A 21,470-nucleotide genomic window follows, 5' to 3' on the forward strand; every position below is an offset into this window, starting at 1 on the left:
GGACGCTTTGAATTCTTACAACACCGCGCTGCCTCTTTTCAAGCAGGTTGGGGATATTGTAGGCGAGGCTAACTGCATTTATCGTATGGGACTTTGTTCAATACGAAATAACCAGGTAGATGCGGGGATAGAAAATGTGTTCAAGGCTATTGAACTTTATGGAAAAATAAATGATAAATATTCGATTGGACTTGCTTATACTGACCTTAGCATGGAGCTTATGGAAAAAGAGGGATTTCAAGAAAAAGCTTATGAATATAAAAAGAAAGGTGATGAGATTCAAAAAAGTATCCAACTGGCATTGCTGTAGCAGGACATTTCATGTCAGATTTTGAGATTCTAACGTATATTCATGGTAGATAATGACGATACAACACATTAACTACGCGATATTATATGTACTGAACTCCTAACAGTTATCTTTGAGATTGTATTACTGTATGGAGGCTCATGAAAACAATTAAAGACGCGGTCATAATAGGCGCAGGGGCCTCCGGGCTGTTTGCGGCAGCAGAGGCGGGGTTGCGCGGCAGGCGGGTGGTTGTCCTTGAGCGCTCTGCAACTATGGGGAACAAGATACGGGTCTCAGGCGGCGGCAGGTGCAACTTCACGAATCTCAACATAACGGCTGATAATTACATATCCCCAAATCCCAGCTTTTGCAAATCCGCCCTTGCCGTATTTACCCCAGATGATTTTATTCAACTAGCTGAGAGATATGGCGTCAGATATTATGAAAAAGAACACGGCCAGTTGTTCTGCAAGGGAAGCTCAGGTGAAATCATATCAATGCTCCGCAGACGGTGTGAAGAGGCAGAGGTGACAATAATATACAACACAAAGGTTCACGACATTGCAAAGCGCGGCGATGTGTTTGTGATAGTTACCAGTAACGGTATTTTCCATTGCAGTTCGCTGTGTCTGGCAACAGGAGGGATTTCATATCCACAGCTTGGCGCCACACCATTTGGGTATCGAATAGCCGCTCAGTTTGGCCTTAAAGTCAACCCCACGCGCTCGGCCCTTGTGCCGTTTGTGTTTAATGCTGAAGACGGCACAAATTATGACGGACTGGCTGGTATATCCATAGAGGCGGTAGTTACTTGCAATAAAATGGATTTTCGCGGCGGCGTGTTACTTACACAAAGGGGATTAAGCGGCCCGCCCATACTTCAGGCGTCTTCGTACTGGCGCACGGGGGACTATATCTCCATAAATCTTATGCCCGTGACAGACGCCTATGAATTTCTCTTAAGCAGACGAAAACAAAAGGCAGACCTGCACAATATTCTAATATTTCCAAAGAACTTCGCCCGCCGCTGGTGTGAGGTTCATTCATATATGAAGCCAGTAAATCAATACAATGACAATGAGTTACATGAAATAGCCGCCCAGCTTCATAACTGGAAACTGTTCCCTGCAAAGACCGAAGGATACAAGCGGGCAGAGGCAGTTACCGGAGGGGTTGATACAGGGGAGCTGTCGTCAAAGACAATGGAGGCTAAAAAGGTCAGGGGGCTGTATTTTACCGGCGAGGTAATAGACGTAACTGGTCAGCTTGGCGGATATAACCTTCACTGGGCATGGGCATCCGGGTATGCCTGTGGAAGCTGCATGTAAGTTAAAACGGGGGGTGGGTGGTTATATCAGCTTAAATGCCTCCTGAAGTTCTTTGTTCCTTTTTTCAGCAGCTTCCTGCGATGCGCCTTTTACCATGAAGTAGCACTTGATTTTTGGTTCAGTACCCGAAGGTCTGACAACTACCTTAGAGCCGTCATGAAACACAAACGACAGTACGTTTGAGCGCGGCAGACCTGCAATCCCGTCTTTATAGTCTTTGACTTCCTGAATTTTAAGACTGCCAAGCAGCTTTTGAGGTGCCGTTTTCAGTGAATTCATAATTGATATAATCTTTTTCTGCCCCTCCTGTCCTTTCATCGTAGTGGAGACGAGGGATTCACAGTAATAGCCATATTTAGTGTAAATCTGTTGGAGTCTTTCATAAATGGAAGACCCTCGGGATTTATAATATGAGGCCATCTCACAAATCAGGCTTGCAGCAAGGACGGCGTCCTTGTCTCGTGCATATATGCCGCGCAGATAGCCATATGACTCCTCTGCCCCAAAGACGAAGTCCCTGCCCGGGTTGTTCTTAATCCAATGCCCGATATACTTAAACCCCGTCAGAAGCTCTACGCACTCAACCGAATAGGCGTCACATATATCATTAATCAAACCTGTGGTAACAATAGTCTTCACAACGGCGGAGTTGCTGCTTTGCAATTTACCGGCTTCTGAGAGGCCGGTTAAAATATAATCCGTAAGCAGTGCCCCCATCTGGTTGCCAGTTAGCAGGACATGTTTGGCGTTATTATCTTTTACAGCCACACCTATCCTATCGCAGTCGGGGTCGGTGGCCAGCGCTATGTCGGCGTCTGTCCTTGCGGCGTATTGCAGGGCGATTGTAAAGGTATCCCTTTCTTCGGGATTTGGAACTTGAACGGTTGGGAAATTTCCATCCGGCCTTAGCTGTTCTTCAACGAGGCAGATGCTTGAGTGAGGAAACCCCTTTCTTTTGAGTATCTCAGGGATGAGCCTGTAGCCGGTGCCATGAAGCGGAGTATAGACAATAGTTATGCTGCCGATAGCCTGATTAACAGGGTGAACAGACTGCCCCATAATTTCGCTAAGATATGCCTCGTCAATTTCATGGCCTACGATTTCGATTAGTCCACTTTCTAAAGCAGCCTCAAACGATGCAACGGGTATGCCTGATATATCTGTAATATTATTTACCTCTGTTATAATATTTAAGTCGTGAGGAGGGACGACCTGCCCGCCATCACCAAAAAATACCTTGTAACCATTATACTCTGGGGGATTGTGTGAGGCCGTGATACACACACCAGCGGCAGCCCTTTTATAGCGTACACAGAATGACAACTCAGGTACTGGCCTCAACGCGTCAAACAGATATGACTTAATGCCGCTGGCTGCAAACACGCGTGCCGTTTCTCTGGCAAATAACTCTGAGTTATGCCTTGAGTCAAAGGCAATACAAACAGCAGCCCCCATGTCCTTGTACAGGCTTAACAAATACCGTGCCAATCCATAGGATGCAATGCGTACCGTATAGATATTCATCCTGTTTGTACCTGCGCCAAGCACACCGCGCAGCCCCCCCGTGCCAAATTCAAGCTGCCGGTAAAACCTGTCTGTTAATTCGTTCATGTCGGCGCTGTCTATAATTCTTTGAATCTCTAATCTCGTCTCATCGTCAAACACAGGCAGAGCAGCCCACTGCTTTGCCCTGTTATAAACGAGTTTTTTCATCAGTACCTCCTCATCGAAATATTGACATTCTAATAGATTAAGGGTATTATATTCAATGCGGGCAAGGGGGATAGCGCCGCAGGTGATTTATTAAGCGCCATTTATTAAGCACTACAGAGGAGGCAGCACAAATGGGAGAGGAAAAGAAGTTGCAGCTTGACATTGCCAGTTTCCTGGAGTTCATAAAATCTTCTTTTAAAGCAACACTGGACAACATATATGAAATACAGGAACTCAGCGAAAAAGTCCTGGCTGAAATATCAAAAAATGAAAAAATAATTCACGATGACGCGGAAAGGGCCTTGATGGAATTCCTTAAAACATCGAAAAAAAGCAGGGAAGAATTCAAAAGCGTTATGGAAAACGGGTTCAAACAATTAGAGAGTATATTTAAGAAGCAGCAATAACAGAGACAGCCATCACGCAATACATGAAAACAGGATACTTTGGAAAATACGGCGGCAGATATGTGCCGGAGACGCTGATTCCCGCGCTTGAGGAGCTGGATGCAGCCTTTAAAGCTCTTAAGGCAGATGCTGGGTTTCAGACGCAACTACGAAAACTTAATGCCGAATATATTGGGCGTCCTACGCCACTATTTTTCGCTGAGAAACTAACTAGTCAATTGTCCGGTGCCCGCGTTTATCTGAAACGTGAGGACCTTGCACACACCGGTGCACATAAAATAAATAACGCCATAGGCCAGGCCCTGATGGCAAAGCAGATGGGTAAACAGAGATTGATAGCAGAGACCGGCGCCGGGCAGCATGGCGTTGCCACAGCTACGGCGGCGGCACTCTTTGGTCTGGAGTGTGAAATCTACATGGGTGCAATAGATGCAAAAAGGCAGGCCCTGAATGTCTTTAGAATGAAACTGCTTGGGGCCAGGGTTACAGAAGTCCACGCAGGCTCACAAACACTGAAAGACGCGATAAACGAGGCACTCAGAGACTGGACGTCTAACGTATCTACAACCCATTATGTCCTGGGCACGGTCTTTGGCCCACACCCATATCCAACAATAGTCAGGGAGTTTCAATCAATAATAGGGAAAGAGGCAAAGCGGCAAATCCTGAAGGCCGAGGGCAGGCTGCCGGATTATCTTATAGCCTGTGTAGGTGGCGGAAGCAATGCGATGGGCTTGTTTCATGCCTTTTTGACAGATAAGCGCGCCGGGAATATTAAGTACATAGGGGTTGAAGCCGGTGGAGAGGGAATCGACTCAGGCAGACATGCCGCCCGCTTTGCCGGAGGCTCAATGGGAGTTCTTCAGGGCACAAAGAGTTATCTGCTTCAGGATGACGACGGCAATGTCCTCGGCACACATTCGGTGTCTGCAGGGCTGGACTATGCCTCAGTAGGTCCTGAACACGCCTGGCTGCACGATATCAATGCCGTTAAATATACATATGCAACCGACACAGAGGCACTTGGCGCGTTTGAAACTCTGGCACGTACAGAGGGAATAATACCAGCCCTTGAGTCATCACACGCCGTAGCTGAGGCATTAAAAATAGTGCCGGGGCTGCCAAAGTCATCGATTGTTATAGTTAATCTCTCCGGCAGAGGCGACAAAGACGTAGAGCAAGTGGCAAACATGCAATCGGCTTCAGTCTGAGCTATGCTGTAGTGCATACGCATTACAAAGTAGGTCTGCATTATTTTCTGAAATTATTATATACTAACCGCTGTGTCTGAGGTGTTTGTAATAGGGGGCGGGTTAAGCGGCTCGGAGGCTGCGTATCAGGCGGCAGAGCTTGGTGCTTCTGTAACTATTTACGAGATGCGCCCAGGGAAGATGACCGAGGCACATAAGACCGGCTTACTTGGCGAACTAGTCTGCTCAAATTCACTGCGTTCTGACTCTCCTGAATCGGCACACGGCCTCATCAAGCAGGAACTTGAGGCGGCAGGCTCTCTCATCATGGCAGCGGCACGGGCAACGTCAGTACCTGCCGGGGGGTGTCTTGCAGTTGACAGGAATCTTTTTGCTGAGTTCATTACCGCTAAGATTAGGACACATCCAAATATAAAAATAGTTTACGACGAGGTGGCCTCTCTTTCGTCGTTTGATACAAAGTCTGCCGTTATTTTGGCCACTGGTCCGTTGACATCGTTGACTTTGGCTGAGGAACTGCAAAAAATGTTAGGCGGGCAGTCACTCTATTTCTATGACGCCATCTCACCAATCATTGATGCCGAATCCATAGACTATGAAAAGGCATTCTTTGCCTCGCGCTACGGCAAGGGCACTGGTGATGATTACCTGAACTGCCCTATGAGCGCTGAAGAATATGATTTATTTTATAATTCCCTGGTAAATGCCGATAAGGTAACTGTGAGGAATTTTGAGGACGAAAAGGTGTTTGAAGGCTGTATGCCTATTGAGGTAATGGCAGGGCGAGGAAAAGATACACTGCGCTTCGGGCCGCTGAAACCAGTTGGTCTCATTGACCCGCGAACTACGCTCAAGCCATATGCCGTAATTCAACTGCGGGCAGAGAACATCGAAAAGACCTCATATAACTTAGTCGGCTGCCAGACCCGCCTAAAGTATACCGAACAGTCTCACGTATTCAGGCTTGTCCCCGGCCTTGAAAAGGCAGAGTTCTTACGATACGGCAGTATTCACAGAAACACGTATATAGATTCGCCAAGACATCTGAACAAGGACTTGACGCTTAAATCTATGCCACACATTTACATAGCCGGGCAGATTACGGGCGTTGAGGGTTATCTGGAGTCAACGGCTATGGGGCTTCTTGCCGGCATCTATGCAGCACGCAAACTAAGGGGGCTTGATGAGACGCTGCCCTCGCGCTATACTGCGTGCGGCTCTCTGATTGAGCATATCACAGGCTCTATTGCAGCCCGACCATCAACATTTCAACCGTCAAACATAAACTTTGGCCTTCTGCCTCCTCTTTCCGTGCCAGTCAGGGACAAGGCAAAAAAGAGACAGGCAGTTGCAGCGCGTGCATTGGCCGACTGGGAGACGTTTGTTGCTGCGTCAAATAGATAATTTTTACAGATACATGGAGGTCGAAAAAAATGCCTCCCCGCATACACTCAGGGCATATAAAAAAGACCTCGATGAGTTTGCTGCCTTCGTTAAAAAAGACCCTGCCTCTGTAGACCTGTATGACATCAGGGGATTTGTGGCCGCGCAGTCAAAACAGGGGCTTGCAAAGTCATCAGTAATGAGAAGGCTGTCAACGGTGAAGGCCTTTTTTAATTATCTTGCAAGCATAGGGGCAGTTACGGCAAATCCCACGCGTCTGGTTCCTTCGCCGAAGGTTCCAAAACATCTGCCGAATTTTTTGAGCAAGGACGACGTCTTTACAATGATGGAAAAGGCCGAGGGGATAGGCTTTACCGCTGCGCGCAATAAGGCTATACTGGAGCTGTTCTATTCAAGCGGCCTGCGTGTAAGCGAACTTGCCGGTGCAGATATGGAATCAATAAATCTTAAACAAGCAATGGTAAAAGTTCGCGGCAAGGGGAAAAAAGAGCGTATTGTACCAATCGGTTCATATGCACTGGGGGCGCTGAAGACATATCTTGTTGAGCGGCTGCTGGTTAAAGAAGACTCAGCGCGCCCCAGAATATCAAAAGACCCCGCAGCACTGTTTATAAACACATCAGGTGAGCGCCTCAGTGACCGATACATACGCAGAATCGTGGTAAAGTTTGCCCGTATGACGGGTGTTGAAGGCGCTGTCGGCCCGCATACGCTGCGCCATACGTTTGCCACACACCTGCTGCACTCCGGGGCGGACCTGCGTGTAATCCAGGAACTACTAGGGCACGCATCACTGTCTACTACGCAAAAGTATACACACCTCGATATTCAGCACCTCATGGACGTTTACGAAAAATGCCACCCGCTGGCGGAGGCTTAAATATGCTGCATTAGCGCAACAATTCTCAATGAAAGAAGGCTTTGTATAAGGGGGGCCGGGAAAATAAATTTCGCAATGAGCGCGGCAAGTAGTATCATAATATTGATACATTTAAGAGGGTTTTAGTACACGCATTTCAGTTCCAGTGCTATGGACGTAAGCCTCTCAAAACAGGTTTACAAAAACACCTTATGAAAATAAGTGGAATTGATGAAAATAAACTTTAAATATTTCAACAGCAAGGAGGTTTATAAATGGCTCAACAGGATGAGGTCGTAAGCCCTGAACCGGTACTGGGTACCGTATTCGCTTTTTGGACGTCAAGCATATTACGCACTGGTGTGGATTTCGATGTGTTTACGCATATCTCTGAAGGACGCAAGACCGCTGATGAGATTGCCCGTGCATCAGGCGCAAATCCAGGCGCTATGGGGCGTCTGCTCAATGCGCTTGCGGGGTTGATGTTTCTGCAAAAGCCGGACAAGGATACCTATGAATTGACACCGGTTGCTACTGCTTATCTGGTGGATAACTCACCATCATACCTTGGAATACTGACAGGACATGTGACCGATTTGTGGAATACATGGGGGCGTCTGACAGAGGTAGTCAGGACGGGTAATCTGGCTGACATGCCGACTGGTATGCCGACTGATATGATTGACACGCCACAGAAAGGCCCTGAGTTTTTCAAAAAGCTGGTCGCGCGAATCTTTCCTCTTTCTTACGGCATTGCGTGCAGGCTTGCCGATGTGATTGGTGCAGCCGGTGAACTGAAGATTGTGGATGTAGCGGCTGGCGCAGCCCCGTGGAGCATACCTTTCGCACAGAAAGACAAGAGTATTACCGTTACCGCTGTTGATTTTCCCGAGGTACTGGAAGTGACAAAGGGATATGTAGAGCGCTTCAACGTGGCATCTCAATACAGTTATTTGGCTGGCAATATTCGCGAATTGAATTTTGGTGCAGATACTTATGATATTGCCCTGCTTGGGCATATTTGTCATTCGGAGGGAGAGGTACATACTAAAGAATTATTGAAAAAGATATACCGCTGTCTTAAGCCCGGCGGCAAGGTCATCATCCCTGAGATGGTGCCAGATGCAGAGCGCTCTGAAAAGGCTTTTCCATTAATGTTTTCTCTCAACATGCTTTTACATACATCTGATGGAGACACTTTCTTATTCGAGGACTATCAGGCGTGGTTAGGTGCAGCCGGATTCAGGCATATTGGAATTCAAATCGAAGAGGGCTCGGTTACAATTATCACAGCCGTTAAATGAGATATTGTGCGGAGCGTATGGCGGGGGCTGAACTTGTGTCCCAACTCTTGCCCCAATCATAATAAAACGAAACAGGGGGATTCAAACTGTTCCTGTTATTTCCTTCTGTTTCAGGTTCTTGCTGACAGTATCTAAGTTTGAATTTTTTTTCTTAGAAATCTAACCGCTCGTCTGTATGGTCAACAGCCTCAGCTTTTTTGTATGTAGAAATCTGATAAATTGATGGAATGTCAGGCTTCTTGCCGTTGAATAAATCTTCAATCGTTAATATCTGGATTCGCGCATAATCTTTGTTTAAGAGAGTAAACCGGTACAATCCCTTTCCAGCCGCTTCTTTATTCATATCCCGTGTAGGCTCTTTTAATGTTATGAATATTCCCAGTTCCGCTTGTTCTCTATCCATCACATGTCCCAAGTCCCGAATATCCTTGACACTAACATTGCCGCTCTTAACAGACACAATGCACTTGGCTACTTTGCCCATATCTTCATTGAAATAGATATATCCGTCAATACCGGTATCTTTACCTTTTTTCTTATCTCCATACGGACGGGCATTGATAAGAGACAGCGCCCACCACTGAAATTGATAACGGTTTTGATTCGCAAGCTCTTCTGCACCAGTCAAGTCCTCTGGCTCTCCAATGACAAGATAATCTTTTTTAGGTTCAAGATCAAACATATCTTTTAATCGTTTTTTGATAAGGTTAGTGGCAAGATGTGTTATATCTATGCCTATCCATTGACGTTTTAATTTTTGGGCGGCCGTTATAGTTGTCCCACAGCCACAGAAGGGGTCAAGAACTGTATCATCCGCGTTTGATGATGCCAGTATTATTTTTTCCAGCAGCACTTCCGGTTTTTGAGTAGGATAACCAAGCCTTTCTCCTGATGATGGCGCAATTGGTTGAATTTGCCACCAATCATCAGGTTGTTTTCCGAGAGGATTCAAAGATTGAGTTCCAAAATCTTTTCCATTTCTGATATTGCCGATATAATGTTTAAACCTTTCCTTTGTTGCTTCAGCATATTCCTCTCTCACATCATCAAGATTAAAAATATAGTCTGAAGACTTGCAATAGCGGAATATTATGTCATGTCGTCTGCCAAAATCTTTTTTAGGATAGCCTGCTCCCCGATAACACCATACAATCTCATTCCTAAAGTTTTTTTTACCGAATATCGCATCCATGAGTATTTTTAGATAATGGCTTGCTGTAGGGTCGCAGTGAAGATAGATAGAACCTGTATTTTTTAATACCCGTCTAAGCTCAACCAGCCGCACACACATCATAGTAAGATACGCCATCATATCGTTGAGTCCGACAAATCGTTTAAACGCGGTCATCATCTCTACAACACTGGCCGGTGATGTGTCCACAATATTCTGAAAAGTCCGCCCTGCTTCCTCGTTCCAGTGCCACGTATCCTCAAACGCTGTGATTTGCGCCCCTGACGATTCCCCCGTCTGCTCTTTGAATAATATATTATAATCAGCCTTAGAATTAAATGGCGGGTCAAGATAAATCAGGTCAACAGAAACATCAGGGATATGTTCTCTTAAGACATACAAATTATCGCCATAAAAAAGACTATTCATGGGTTTTATTATGGCATAAGAGACAATCTTTCCTCAATATCCCCCACACAAGGCAAACGCATTTGAGAATTACAATCGAATTTTTCAAATGCGTTTGCCCTGGTTGCCGGGTATACCGTCAGTGTGGTATACTCCAATGTCAATAAAAAACTGCTCGAGGAGTTGGGAAATGCCGCATGATATATTGGTAAACAGTGTGTGTGCAGCGTACAGGATATGATGGACGCTTCTGTGCTGCCGCCTATTGACGACCTTGATGATTTATTTGCAGATGACACAGAAGGTGACGTCACTGCCGTAGTAAGCAAGGACAAGTGGAAGGTCATGATAGTTGACGATGAGCCGGGCGTGCATGACGCAACTATCCTGAGCCTGATGGATGTAGTCTTCGATAACAAGGGAATTACTTTTTTACAGGCATACACTGGGGCAGAGGCTAAGACACTTATCGAAGACAATCCCGACTGCTGCGTCATATTGCTGGATGTCGTCATGGAGACAGACGACGCCGGCCTTCAGGTCGTAAAATATATTCGTGATACGCTAAACAACAATCTCGTTCGCATCATCCTGAGAACCGGCCAGCCAGGGCAGGCACCGGAAGACAAAGTAATCATGCAGTACGAAATCAACGACTATAAGTCAAAAAATGAACTCACTAAACAGAAACTATTTACGGCGATTATCTCCACCTTGCGTGATTACAGGAATCTCGTTACTATCAACGGTACCAAGCGGGGGCTGGAACAGATTATTGTAGCCTTCCCATCCCTGTTTGAAGTCAAGTCGATGGAGGACTTTATCTCAGGCATTCTGACTCAACTGGCCTCGCTCCTGAGGCTTGATGAGAACTCTGTATATCATCTGGACTCATCCTTTCTTGTTGGCAGCGCCACAGGGAACATCACGATTGTCAAGGGGACTGGTGCCTATGGACAGCACAACGGAAGGCTCGCAAGCGAGGTGTTTAAGCCCGGGGAGTTTGATATGCTCCTCAGCGCTGAGGCACAAAAGAAGAGCATATTCGCTGGAAACTCATGCGCCGTGTATTTCAGGAATAAACCAAGTCACTACAACATGGTCTATATCAACAGCCACAGGGAACTCAACGAGATAGACAGAAATATGATTGAAATATTCTGCAACAACATCTCCATGGCGTTTGAAAACATAGAGAAACACAAGATAGAGGAATCCATGAAGCTGGCCAAGGATATTCAGGCGGGGATGCTGCCCGTAAACTTCTCCGACACCTCAGCCTCCGGGATTGACATCTATGCCTTCATGCGCCCGGCCAAAGAGGTTGGCGGAGATCTCTATGATTTCTTTTTTATTGATGATACACGCCTGTGCTTTGTTGTTGGTGATGTGGCAGATAAAGGAGTACCTGCGGCCTTCTTCATGGCTGTTACAAAGACGCTTCTCAGGGTCATAGCCAGGGTCTATACCGACCCCGGCGAAATCCTCCAAATAGTCAACGCTGACTTGTGCAAAGATAACGAAAAGTCCATGTTCGTAACGGTCTTTCTTGGGATTATAGATACTGCTACAGGCATATGCACATTCAGCAACGGCGGACATAACCCCCCGTACATGATTTACAGCTCAGGCGAGGTAAAACCTCTTGATGAGGCATCTGCCATACCACTTGGGCTGATGGACCAGCAGCGCTTCACAGCCGATGAGTTAACATTCTCCAGCGGAGATACCATATTTCTCTTTACCGACGGTGTCACCGAGGCCATGGACGCACAGGACAGGCTCTTCAACGAGGACAGGCTGATAGAACTTCTTAGGGAAAACCGCGGCAGGTCATCTAAGGAAATCGTAGAAAATGTTGTTAGCAGATTGGGTCAATTCACAGCAGGCGCGGAGCAGTCCGATGATATTACTATCTTATGTTTTAACTGGAAGAGGTAACGGTTCATTCTCCATCCAACATGGAACAACAGGTAAGTGGAAAAACAACGGTTTCATGGAGAGAGTACACGGGTTGGCTGCTGACGAATATTGTGCCGGTGGCCGTATATTTGTACACGCAGAAGGCGGGGTTTAACAGGGAAAGTTCAATCTTTGCCGCCGTTGTATCAGTGACGTTGGTTATGTGGATAACGGAGATATTGCCGGATTTTGTTCCAGGACTGTTTTCTACTTTAATGTTCATTCTTTTCAGCCTTGCCCCAAACGAGGTAATACTCTCGGGTTTTGCATCTGAAGGGTTTTTTCTTGCCGTCAGCGTACTCGGGCTTGGGACAGTAATCGTAACTTCTGGTCTGAGCCATAGGTATTCGTTGATGATGTTAAAGATAATGCCTCCAAACACGTTTTGGTATCAGATAAGTTTATTCTTTACAGGGCTTATATTTACGCCCCTCGTGCCGGTTATATCCGGCAGGGCGGCAATCGTAGCCCCCGTGCTAAATGAGATAGTTACACACTCGTACAACGGCCTCGATCTTGACGAAAGGACGATGGCACGCTCAAAGACTGCGTTGTTTGCAAGCAGTCTAATAGGTATTACCCTCCTTTCGGCGTCATTTCTAAGCAGCACACCGTTAAATCTGATAGTTTATGGGATGCTTCCATTGCAGGAGCAGCAGTCCTTTCAATTTATCAAGTGGTCATATGCCTCATTAGTGGTTTCGGGCACGATGCTTATATCGTTTTTTATAATCCTTGCGCTCTATTTACGCTCTTTTCACAAACTGAACGTGAACAAGGATTTCATAAATGATGAACTAGTAAAGATGGGGCGGCTTAAAGTTGTCGAATGGATAGCGGTGTTTGGTATAGTAGTCCTCGCCGCTGGCATGTTCGCCGCGACAATTACAAAAATTAGCGTTACTTGGGTTGCATTTGCAATTATGTTTGCCCTGCTGTTTGTCGGAGTGCTCAACCCCAACGATTTCAGGACTAAAATAGACTGGTCATTTTTGTTTCTTCTTGGGAGCATGATAGGGCTTGTCAACACAATGAACTATCTGAAGATTGACCTGATAGTGGTTAAGAATCTTGGCTGGCTAGCAAATTATATGCACTCTGATTTTCGTCAGTTTATTGTCCTGATTGCTTTAACCATATTTGTCGTAAGAATAATAATACCTATGAATGCAGTGGTCTTGATTTTTGCCGCAACACTCTTGCCCCTGGCAAAGGCAAGTGGAATCAGTACGTGGCTTACGGGATTTCTCATTCTGTTTTTTGCCGAGACTGCGGTCTTCCCGTTTCAGGCCCCATATTTGTCAAATTTCAGAAATGCCACCAAAGCAGTCGTCAATCAGCAGGAACGCAGTGTCAGCGTAGTAAACTTGTTACTGTTTTTTGTCAAAGTTGCAGCCATTTACTTGTCGATTCCGTTCTGGACCATGATAGGAGTCCTGTGAGAAGAAAAGCGGTAATAAATGTGCTTATCGTCATTTTCTTGATATTATCTGCTGCTGTGGTACTTTTCAGCAGCATAACAAAGCCAATAATACTGGTAATTCACAGCTATGACCCTGACTATGCCTGGTGCAGGGATATAACGGTAGGACTGCAGCGGGTTTTAAAGAAACATCCGAACTATTCCGTTAAGTGGCATTATATGGATGTTAAAAACCATACATCACCGGCCTTCAAGCGAAAGGCAGGCATTCAGGCTCGTGAGGCAGTGCAAAGATGGCAGCCCGATGTGTTGATTCTCGTAGATGACGATGCCTCGGAACTGGTTGGAAGATATTATGTAAACAATCCGAAAATAAACATTGTATTTGCCGGATTAAACGGAGAATACTCCCCTTATGGTTACGAAGGGGCAGCAAATGTAACAGGTATCCTTGAGCACAAGCAGTATAAGGCAATGAAAGAGACCATTGACACTATTGAAAAGTCCGCAAAAAGGCATGTGGCTGCAGGAAATGTTAAAATAATGTATATAGCCGACAACTCTACATCGCTTGCGATAGATAAAAAATACATCGACGCCTTCGACTGGACCCCGTTTGAATACCTTGGCTCATATGTTGCCAGAGATTTTACACAGTGGAAAAAATTCATAACAGAGGACAGCGCCAGGGCCGACTATATATTGGTAGCCAACTACAGGACGCTTAAACGTTCAACAGGGACTGGACAAGATGAGCTGGTCCATCCAAACGAGGTGGTAGAGTGGACGAACTCAAACTCTAAAGTTCCCGTACTGGGCCTTAACCTCTTTAATGTTGAGGACGGGTGCATGTTATCTGTAGGGGTGTCGCCGTTTGAACAGGGTGAGACTGCCGCTTCTATGGCAGTAGATATTATCGACAAGCATATATCACCGCGTGATATTCCAATTCGCCTTAACAAGCAGTTTATTGTTGCCATGCGTAAGGGTATGCTCTTGGCAAAGGGAATAGAGCTTCCTGAGGTGTATGAGGTATTTGCACGGTCTACAGATAATTATAAAAACTAAGGAGGACTTATGTCGCTAAAATTACCTGCAAGAATACAAAAGCCGAGGAAACACGGTATTACCGCTATAATGGATTTGGGCCTTCCGCTGGGCTATCTGGAGGGATACCTTAAAGACTATAATCAGTTTATTGATATTGCAAAGTTTGGGATTGGTTCAGCCTATATCGTGCCATTTCTCAAAGAGAAGGTGAAGCTCTATAAGGACTTTGGCATTGAAGTCTGTTTCGGAGGCACACTGTTCGAGAAGTTTTTCAACCAAACTTCTATTGATAGGTATTGCGATTATCTTGTATCTTTTGGGGTTGATTGGATTGAAGTCTCAGCAGGGACGCTTTCTATTGATATAAATCACCGTATAGAGATAATAGGGTCTGTGCGTGAAAAATACAGACACTTCACAGTAGTAGGTGAGGTTGGCTCCAAATCTCCAAAGGCGGCTGATTTAATGACAGATACTCAGTGGATAGACGAAATAAAGAGGCTTAAAGACGCGGGTTGTGCTTATGTTATAATAGAGGCCAGGGCTACTGGTACTGGTGGAATATTTCAGGAGGATGGCACGCTGAGGCTGAATATTTTTGATGCAATAGTGGAATCATATGACAGTAAGGATTTAATTTTCGAGGCGCCCAGACACGTAAACCAGAGCTATTTTATCAACAGATTCGGTGCTAATGTAAATCTTGGCAACATTGTCCCGAACGAGATACTGATTGTCGAGTCGTTAAGACAGGGGCTGAGGTCGGAGACATTTTTCAATACCCTGGCATGATAGACCGTGTGCCAAAGCATAATATATGGCGTGCCGGGCTGAGAAGCCTGTTTATCGTCTTAGTAATCCTGCTGCATGTGAGCGTGTTCTGTCCTGATGCCTCCGGCAAGCAGGAAAAACATGTCCTGATTATCAACTCCTATAACTACGGCTACTCATGGACAAATAACGAGGTAAAAGGGATAGAGTCCGTTATTGGAAATCAGGGCGGCATCGCCATTCATACCGAGTACATGGATTCAAAAGTAGCAAACGACGATAAATACAGGACCCTGTTGAAAGAAATATATAAGTACAAGTATGAGCGAATCAGATTCGATGTAATCATTGCAACAGATGACGACGCGCTGGACTTTGTAAAAGAATACCATGAAGAACTTTTCCCCGGCGTACCGGCAGTTTTTTGTGGGATTAATAATTTTAATGGCTCTCAAACTGCGGGATACGATTATTTTACGGGGGTCAATGAAGAGGCCGACTTTAAATCTACGATTGATATTGCCCTGAAACTGAACCCTAAACTAAAGTCATTCACAGTGGTAAACGACAGGATGACCACAGGGGCGTTATTACAAAAAGAATTCATAGACAAGACCTCCGGCTACAGTAGTTCGGTGAATTTTACCTTCTTAGATAACTCTACACTCAAGGAGGTTATGGACGCCGTCAGTCACCTTAATCCCGAAAATAGCGCCGTGTTTTACTTATCTTTTTTTAAAGACAAAAGCGGTGAACTATACACGCCGTCTGAGGCGATTCCTCAAATAGCCAGTGCGGCGAATGTCCCCATGTACGGGGCAGTGGACTACATGCTGGGCTACGGGATAGTTGGTGGCATGTTAAAAAACAGTTTTTATCAGGGGGAGAAGGCCGCCAGGCTTGCCCTTAGAGTTTTAAACGGCGAGAAGCCCGGCGATATTCCCGTAGTTATGAAAAGCCCGAATGAATTTATGTTCGACTATAACGCGCTCCAGAGATTTAAAATAGATATACATGCCCTGCCGCCCGGGGCCACTGTCATAAACAAGCCTGAGACATTCTATTACAAATACAAACACATTATCTGGGGTGTTGCCGCGGTTATGACAGGTCTGGTTATATTCATCGTTATCCTGCTCTTTAACATCATCCAGAGAATAAAGGCCCAGAATGAATTGATAAAATATCAGAATCATCTAGAAGAACTCGTCAGTGCCCGCACAAACGAACTCAATACTACAAACCAGCAGCTTCAGGAAGATATAGCAAAGCGTAAACAAGTGGAGGAATCCTTGCGCCAGAGCCAGAGTCAATTGGTAGAGGCGGAGAAAATGGCAGCCCTCGGCGGACTAGTGGCAGGCGTGGCGCATGAGATAAATACCCCTATTGGGATAGCCGTAACCACGGCGTCTCACCTGCAGGACGTGACAAGCAAACTCTCTGCCGCTATTAACAATAAGACCGCAAAGAAGGATGAGCTTTTCACATATTTTACGCACGCCACAAAATCCAGTGAGTTGATTCTGACCAATCTTGAGCGAACCAGCGAACTGGTCAAGAGTTTCAAGATGGTCTCAGCCGACCAGACCTCGCATGAAATGCGTGTGTTTAAAGTCAGGGATTACATAGAGAAGGTGATAACAAGTCTCAGTCCAAAGTTAAAACAAACCGCGTGTGAGGTAAGGCTTGAGTGCGCGGCGGATTTGGAGATAAACAGCTACCCCGGCGCAATTGCTCAAATTATAACAAATTTTGTGATAAACTCCCTCATGCACGCCTTTGGCGATAAAGACAGGGGAATCATTACCATAGAGATAGCAAAAACCGGAGATTCTTTGTTGATAAAATACAGCGACAACGGCAAGGGGATACCAGAGGAGAATCTGGGCAAGATATTTAATCCGTTTTTTACGACAAACAGGGCAGGCGGTGGCACCGGACTAGGGCTGCACATACTGTACAATCTAATAACGCAGACCTTCAAAGGTAATATTAAGTGTGAAAGCGTAGTTGGAGAGGGCACTACGTTCAGCGTTACAATACCAGTAACGTGACCATTTTTAAATTCACAGATTACAGGGTAACAGCAGTTTAGTCATTACCCTTCGACAACGAAGGTTGTCAAGATGGTGCAGTGCAAGGTATAATAAATTCATGAACAGTCAGGAAGTTCTTATCAGGCTAAGGGAAAACGAGGCTTTTTTACGGGCGCGCGGCATTAGGCATGTGGCTCTGTTTGGGTCAGTTGCGCGCGGAGACAACCACGCAGATAGCGACATCGATATATTGCTTGAGTTTGACTCTGAAAGTCATATAACCATCTTTGACTATGTTGACCTTAAAGAATATATCGCTGGTTTATTTCAATGCCGAGTAGATGTTGTTAATCGCGATGCTCTTAAACCATATGTACGCACTAATGTAACTACTGAAACACGCTATGCCTTTTAATTCCATTCGTGCTGCTCTCATGGACATCCGCTATCATATTGATCTTGCTGTTGATTTCACCAAAGGATTGGATTACGAGTCTTTTAGTAAAGACCTGCGAATAATATATGCTGTTACTCGTTGTCTTGAAATAATATCTGAAGCATCGCGTCGGTTGCCTGATTCTATCAAAGAAAGGCACCCTTATATTGCATGGCGACAAATGGCCGGAGCTGGTAACATATATCGCCATGACTATGAAGATGTGTCATCTCGTCATGTTTGGGATACAGTAAATATCGCGTTGCCGCCCTTAAGCATCGCCATTGACCACGAACTCCATTTAACACCGTAATTTGATAATGGGTGGTCTTGATACCACAGCAACAGGTTTGCAAAATTACCTCTTTAATTGTTATCTTAATCTACTATGAATTTAAATATATTAGAAAACTATCCTCTGTCAGAGCTTACAACATTTAACATAGGGGGACCTGCGAGGTTTTATGTAAAGACGGAGGACAGCGGCAGCGTTTATGAATCTGTTGAGTTTGCAAGACGCCAAGGTGTACCATTTTATGTCTTAGGCGGCGGCAGTAATCTCTTAGTCAGTGACAGAGGCTACGACGGCCTGATAATTCATATTGCAAACACTGAATCAGATACTTCCACAGATGGAGAGACTGTTTATAAGACCTGTGGAGCAGGTGTTGTTTGGGATAGATTTGTTAGTGAATGTGTCAGTGAGAATCTGTTTGGGGTAGAGTGTCTCTCAGGAATCCCTGGGACAGTGGGCGGCTCACCGGTTCAGAACATCGGCGCATACGGGCAGTCGGTGGAGGGTTTGATTGATGAGGTCATTGCAGTTGATACTGCTGATGGAAATATTGTCAGATTTAGTAATGCCCAATGTAAATTTTCCTACAGAAAAAGTTTGTTTAATTCAGAAGCGTTTGGCAGGTATATAATTACATCGGTTAGATTTGCTTTAGAGCGTGCTGGTAAACCATCTGTCAAGTATCATGATTTGGAGACATATTTTCAGAAGGACGCCGATATAACCTTGCAAGATGTCAGGACGGCAGTACTGAAAATCAGAGAACACAAGGGAATGCTGCAACTGGAAGGTTATCGCCGGTTTAAGTGCGCCGGGTCATTTTATAAAAACCCTGTTATATCAGCCGGTCATTTTGATGAGATAATGGGGGTCTTAGATGGCGCTGCACAAAATAGAAACTGGTATTGGCCTCAATCGAACCCTGGGGCGGACTCTGGGGCGGACTCTGAGGTAAAACTCTCAGCCGCTTTTCTCATTGATAATTGTTTCGGTAAGGGCTTCAGAAAAGGACGGGTTGGACTTGCCCCAAATCATACGCTTGCAATTGTTAACTATGACGATGCAACATTTACCGAGGTCATAGACTTTGCAAAACTGATTGAGGATACGGTTTATGAACGCTATAAGGTAACTCTTGACAGGGAAGTTCAAATACTGCAATAAACTTCCTCTTAGAAATAACCTTAAGCGATAAGAGCATATCAATTGCTCAACCCGCCGTGTTATAATAAATCAATGCCGCAAGAAGCGATGCGATATATTGAAAACGCTAAGGAAACCTTAAAGAAGTCTCCTATAGAGGATAATCTGTACACTGACGATAAATACGTAAAGAGCGCATGTGGGATTGCTTATCTCGGTGTTTTAAAGGCAATAGATACATATCTCTTGCTGCATGGCCTAGAGAAAAAGAAGCTACCCAAAAAAGTTGAGGAATACAGAAAATCCATCAAAAGCTTTGCCTCACAACATAACGGCAAGCTTCTCAGACAATTTGAAGATATCTATGATGAGCTGCACATCGCAGGTTACTACAGGGGTATGCTTCATAGCGTTAGTACGGTTAAAGGTGCTATTAATACGGCAAAAGATTTTATCGAAAGATTATCCTAAACGACATCTCATCTGGGTAATTATCAGAGGGTGGGCAATTATCAGAGGACACAGTTTTAAACATCATAATAGACAAGCCCTCGACACAAATGATATAATCCCTATATATGCAAGCCAGAGATTTAGACTTAACGGAAATCATCGATGGAGAGGAAGTTATGGGTCCTAGTCCGTTTTTCAGACATCAGAATATTGCGGTCAATCTGTTTAGAAAAATAGACAGGTTTGTAGAACGGACAGGTTTAGGGTATACATATTTTTCACCTCTCGATATTATCTTCGAGGAAGGCTTCAATAGACTTCAACCTGACATATTATTTATAAAGAAAGAACACATGAATATAGCACAAGACTGGATCAGAGGTGTGCCTGATATGGTTTGTGAGATAATATCTCCTGGCACATATAATAGGGATACCGAGGTCAAGAGGGATATCTACGAAAGGTACAAAGTACCTGAGTATTGGATGGTATTACCTGAGTTTTTGACTATTGAAATTCTAACGCTGGAAAACGAAAAGTACGAAATACACTCTTTTGCCGAAATTGAAGGTACAGTTGAGTCTAAGGTCATCGAAGGTTTGCAAGTCAATATCAAGGACATCTTCAATTAACCCTTATCCAATTCGGCCTTAATCTATCCAGTTTCAAAAGTCAAATTGAAACTGGAGGTCAGCCTACTTTAAGGATTTATAGATTTCGCCATCGTTGCGCTTACCTATAAGCTGTACATAAACACAATTATTCTCTACTTTGTAGATTATGCGGTATTCGCCTGCATCCACCCTTGAGTAGTCATAGCCCTTTAATTTATTAGAGTCATTGGCTGTGCCGGTATCCAATAGAGCAAGGATTTTCCTCGTTATTTGAGCATATTGTTTAGAGTCGAGGGTTCTAAGGAAGCTCCTAACCTGCCTTGTTATATGGAGGGTTAGCACGTTAAGGTCTTAGTGCTGCCATAGATTCTTCATGGGTTAAGTATCCTTCCTTTTCTGCCTCGGCTGCTTTTTCAGCCCAGTAGCTATCTTCAATGGTGGTTAATCTTTCGTATTCCTCTATAGATAATAAGACGGCTACCTTTCTACCAGACTTCTCTATGGTTACAGGGTCTTTAATAGAATCCTCGAGATATTTACCAAAGTGTGTTTTAACTGCCGTTGCTTTTACAACCATACTATAACCCTCCGTTTTTAATTATAATAACCAATTTGATTAAAATAGTCAACTCTTGTCTTGACAACCACATCCAAAACCGGTCAAAAGCACTATGATTGGCATTAGCAGGGTTTACGGTCATAGGGAAGGAAGTCCTTATAACTCAAATATTTTAGTATAAGTCATGGTTTGGTGCTACAAAAATAATGTTGAATATATCACGTTCCCTATCGCCTGCCAAACGTCCTTTTTCTGAGAATCGGAAAACCATGACTTTTGTTATTTCCTCAATGCAAGAAGGTAGTTTCGCCTTCAATTGGCTGACCGGAATCATCTCACAACCAAGTTTTTCTTTCGGTTCTCTATGGATTTGCTTCCATGTTGTTTGTCCAAGCATATATAGCTTGTCGGCAACAGACGCTTTTTCGTTTTTGCTGCAGCTACTTAAGGAAAAATCACGGACTTGAGCCATATGACGAAAAGAGAAGGCAATATGATACTCGTCATAATCAGGTGGAGTTTCGGGCTTGAGGCGTTTACTCTCTATAGTGGACCCGTTTGTCAAGACAAAAAATTGTCCTTTTTATGTTACAGCAAGTCCTTATATTTTTCATAGTCCAGCCCCCAAAGG

21 protein-coding genes and 1 pseudogene are annotated in these 21,470 nt (G+C 44.8%); 17 read left to right on the forward strand and 5 right to left on the reverse strand.

The genetic code is table 11. From position 1 onward, the window contains the following. Together ASN18_RS17610 and ASN18_RS13365 are read left to right on the forward strand one after the other, a co-directional pair. Positions 1-310: pseudogene (locus ASN18_RS17610) on the forward strand (hypothetical protein); the annotation flags it as partial. Positions 311-450: 140 nt separating this feature from the next. After that, positions 451-1,620, forward strand: coding sequence for a BaiN/RdsA family NAD(P)/FAD-dependent oxidoreductase (locus ASN18_RS13365; protein WP_085053283.1), 1,170 nt, complete (start codon positions 451-453; stop codon positions 1,618-1,620). Positions 1,621-1,641: 21 nt separating this feature from the next. Here the strand turns inward: ASN18_RS13365 and ASN18_RS13370 are convergent, their stop codons facing one another. Beyond that, the gene (locus ASN18_RS13370) at positions 1,642-3,333 is read right to left on the reverse strand and encodes a phospho-sugar mutase (protein ID WP_085053284.1); all 1,692 of its coding nucleotides are present in this window, start codon (positions 3,331-3,333) and stop codon (positions 1,642-1,644) included. Between the two features lie 131 nt (positions 3,334-3,464). Between ASN18_RS13370 and ASN18_RS13375 the strand changes: the two genes are divergently transcribed. The 5 genes from ASN18_RS13375 to ASN18_RS13395 all read left to right on the forward strand — a co-directional run bounded on the left by ASN18_RS13375 (position 3,465) and on the right by ASN18_RS13395 (position 8,518). Then, a complete protein-coding gene (locus tag ASN18_RS13375; protein ID WP_085053285.1) occupies positions 3,465-3,740 on the forward strand; it encodes a hypothetical protein in 276 nt (91 codons plus the stop codon). 23 nt (positions 3,741-3,763) lie between these two features. Then, on the forward strand, positions 3,764-4,951 hold the full coding sequence (gene trpB, locus ASN18_RS13380; protein ID WP_085053286.1) for a tryptophan synthase subunit beta: 1,188 nt from the start codon (positions 3,764-3,766) through the stop codon (positions 4,949-4,951). A gap of 72 nt (positions 4,952-5,023) precedes the next feature. Beyond that, the gene (gene trmFO, locus ASN18_RS13385; protein WP_085053287.1) at positions 5,024-6,355 is read left to right on the forward strand and encodes a methylenetetrahydrofolate--tRNA-(uracil(54)-C(5))-methyltransferase (FADH(2)-oxidizing) TrmFO; all 1,332 of its coding nucleotides are present in this window, start codon (positions 5,024-5,026) and stop codon (positions 6,353-6,355) included. Next, positions 6,336-7,235, forward strand: coding sequence for a tyrosine recombinase XerC (gene xerC, locus ASN18_RS13390; RefSeq protein WP_085053288.1), 900 nt, complete (start codon positions 6,336-6,338; stop codon positions 7,233-7,235). The genes trmFO and xerC overlap by 20 nt, the downstream gene beginning before the upstream one ends. 254 nt (positions 7,236-7,489) lie before the next feature. After that, complete coding sequence (locus ASN18_RS13395) at positions 7,490-8,518, forward strand: methyltransferase (protein ID WP_085053289.1); 1,029 nt, start codon at positions 7,490-7,492, stop codon at positions 8,516-8,518. Between the two features lie 151 nt (positions 8,519-8,669). Here ASN18_RS13395 and ASN18_RS13400 read toward each other — a convergent pair whose 3' ends face one another. After that, entirely contained in the window at positions 8,670-10,118 is a 1,449-nt protein-coding gene (locus ASN18_RS13400) for a DNA methyltransferase (protein WP_085053290.1), read from the reverse strand. A gap of 216 nt (positions 10,119-10,334) precedes the next feature. Here ASN18_RS13400 and ASN18_RS13405 point away from each other — a divergent pair, with 216 nt between their 5' ends. The 10 genes from ASN18_RS13405 (at position 10,335) to ASN18_RS13450 (ending at position 20,298) form a co-directional block, all read left to right on the forward strand. After that, positions 10,335-12,038, forward strand: a complete 1,704-nt coding sequence (locus ASN18_RS13405) for a SpoIIE family protein phosphatase (RefSeq protein ID WP_085053291.1) — start codon at positions 10,335-10,337, stop codon at positions 12,036-12,038. 20 nt (positions 12,039-12,058) lie between these two features. Further along, positions 12,059-13,501, forward strand: a complete 1,443-nt coding sequence (locus tag ASN18_RS13410) for an SLC13 family permease (protein WP_085053292.1) — start codon at positions 12,059-12,061, stop codon at positions 13,499-13,501. After that, positions 13,498-14,550, forward strand: a complete 1,053-nt coding sequence (locus ASN18_RS13415) for an ABC transporter substrate-binding protein (RefSeq protein ID WP_085053293.1) — start codon at positions 13,498-13,500, stop codon at positions 14,548-14,550. Before ASN18_RS13410 ends, ASN18_RS13415 begins: the two co-directional genes overlap by 4 nt. Positions 14,551-14,559: 9 nt before the next feature. Further along, positions 14,560-15,324, forward strand: coding sequence for a phosphosulfolactate synthase (locus ASN18_RS13420; protein WP_085053294.1), 765 nt, complete (start codon positions 14,560-14,562; stop codon positions 15,322-15,324). 8 nt (positions 15,325-15,332) lie between these two features. Continuing rightward, on the forward strand, positions 15,333-17,357 hold the full coding sequence (locus ASN18_RS13425; protein ID WP_236861755.1) for a sensor histidine kinase: 2,025 nt from the start codon (positions 15,333-15,335) through the stop codon (positions 17,355-17,357). Positions 17,358-17,457: 100 nt separating this feature from the next. Next, positions 17,458-17,754: a nucleotidyltransferase family protein gene (locus ASN18_RS13430; protein ID WP_085053296.1), complete on the forward strand. Its 297-nt coding sequence runs from the start codon at positions 17,458-17,460 to the stop codon at positions 17,752-17,754. Between the two features lie 19 nt (positions 17,755-17,773). Beyond that, on the forward strand, positions 17,774-18,088 hold the full coding sequence (locus ASN18_RS13435) for a HepT-like ribonuclease domain-containing protein (protein ID WP_236861756.1): 315 nt from the start codon (positions 17,774-17,776) through the stop codon (positions 18,086-18,088). A 75-nt stretch (positions 18,089-18,163) separates the two neighbouring features. Next, positions 18,164-19,234 (forward strand): UDP-N-acetylmuramate dehydrogenase, encoded by a 1,071-nt coding sequence (locus ASN18_RS13440; protein WP_085053298.1) that lies wholly within the window; start codon positions 18,164-18,166, stop codon positions 19,232-19,234. A gap of 72 nt (positions 19,235-19,306) precedes the next feature. Beyond that, the gene (locus ASN18_RS13445) at positions 19,307-19,684 is read left to right on the forward strand and encodes a DUF5618 family protein (protein WP_157073002.1); all 378 of its coding nucleotides are present in this window, start codon (positions 19,307-19,309) and stop codon (positions 19,682-19,684) included. Between the two features lie 107 nt (positions 19,685-19,791). Then, the gene (locus ASN18_RS13450; RefSeq protein ID WP_085053300.1) at positions 19,792-20,298 is read left to right on the forward strand and encodes a Uma2 family endonuclease; all 507 of its coding nucleotides are present in this window, start codon (positions 19,792-19,794) and stop codon (positions 20,296-20,298) included. 63 nt (positions 20,299-20,361) lie between these two features. On the opposite strand, the gene ASN18_RS17615 is transcribed toward ASN18_RS13450, so the two are convergent. The 3 genes from ASN18_RS17615 to ASN18_RS13465 form a co-directional block, all read right to left on the reverse strand. Continuing rightward, entirely contained in the window at positions 20,362-20,526 is a 165-nt protein-coding gene (locus ASN18_RS17615; protein WP_236861757.1) for a type II toxin-antitoxin system RelE family toxin, read from the reverse strand. A gap of 97 nt (positions 20,527-20,623) precedes the next feature. Then, entirely contained in the window at positions 20,624-20,857 is a 234-nt protein-coding gene (locus tag ASN18_RS13460) for a type II toxin-antitoxin system Phd/YefM family antitoxin (protein WP_085053302.1), read from the reverse strand. 154 nt (positions 20,858-21,011) lie between these two features. Further along, the gene (locus ASN18_RS13465) at positions 21,012-21,404 is read right to left on the reverse strand and encodes a hypothetical protein (RefSeq protein WP_085053303.1); all 393 of its coding nucleotides are present in this window, start codon (positions 21,402-21,404) and stop codon (positions 21,012-21,014) included. Positions 21,405-21,470 lie beyond the last annotated feature (66 nt).

It is taken from the genome of Candidatus Magnetominusculus xianensis (assembly GCA_001541255.1).
GTDB classification, from domain to species: Bacteria; Nitrospirota; Thermodesulfovibrionia; order Thermodesulfovibrionales; family Magnetobacteriaceae; genus Magnetominusculus; species Magnetominusculus xianensis.

Coding starts and splice junctions, on each gene's coding strand:
- ASN18_RS13365 (WP_085053283.1), top strand. CDS start 451: ATGAAAACAATTAAAGACGCGGTCATAATAGGCGCAGGGGCCTCCGGG.
- ASN18_RS13370 (WP_085053284.1), bottom strand. CDS start 3,333: ATGAAAAAACTCGTTTATAACAGGGCAAAGCAGTGGGCTGCTCTGCCT.
- ASN18_RS13375 (WP_085053285.1), top strand. CDS start 3,465: ATGGGAGAGGAAAAGAAGTTGCAGCTTGACATTGCCAGTTTCCTGGAG.
- trpB (WP_085053286.1), top strand. CDS start 3,764: ATGAAAACAGGATACTTTGGAAAATACGGCGGCAGATATGTGCCGGAG.
- ASN18_RS13395 (WP_085053289.1), top strand. CDS start 7,490: ATGGCTCAACAGGATGAGGTCGTAAGCCCTGAACCGGTACTGGGTACC.
- ASN18_RS13400 (WP_085053290.1), bottom strand. CDS start 10,118: ATGAATAGTCTTTTTTATGGCGATAATTTGTATGTCTTAAGAGAACAT.
- ASN18_RS13405 (WP_085053291.1), top strand. CDS start 10,335: ATGATGGACGCTTCTGTGCTGCCGCCTATTGACGACCTTGATGATTTA.
- ASN18_RS13410 (WP_085053292.1), top strand. CDS start 12,059: ATGGAACAACAGGTAAGTGGAAAAACAACGGTTTCATGGAGAGAGTAC.
- ASN18_RS13420 (WP_085053294.1), top strand. CDS start 14,560: ATGTCGCTAAAATTACCTGCAAGAATACAAAAGCCGAGGAAACACGGT.
- ASN18_RS13430 (WP_085053296.1), top strand. CDS start 17,458: ATGAACAGTCAGGAAGTTCTTATCAGGCTAAGGGAAAACGAGGCTTTT.
- ASN18_RS13435 (WP_236861756.1), top strand. CDS start 17,774: ATGGACATCCGCTATCATATTGATCTTGCTGTTGATTTCACCAAAGGA.
- ASN18_RS13440 (WP_085053298.1), top strand. CDS start 18,164: ATGAATTTAAATATATTAGAAAACTATCCTCTGTCAGAGCTTACAACA.
- ASN18_RS13445 (WP_157073002.1), top strand. CDS start 19,307: ATGCCGCAAGAAGCGATGCGATATATTGAAAACGCTAAGGAAACCTTA.
- ASN18_RS13450 (WP_085053300.1), top strand. CDS start 19,792: ATGCAAGCCAGAGATTTAGACTTAACGGAAATCATCGATGGAGAGGAA.
- ASN18_RS13460 (WP_085053302.1), bottom strand. CDS start 20,857: ATGGTTGTAAAAGCAACGGCAGTTAAAACACACTTTGGTAAATATCTC.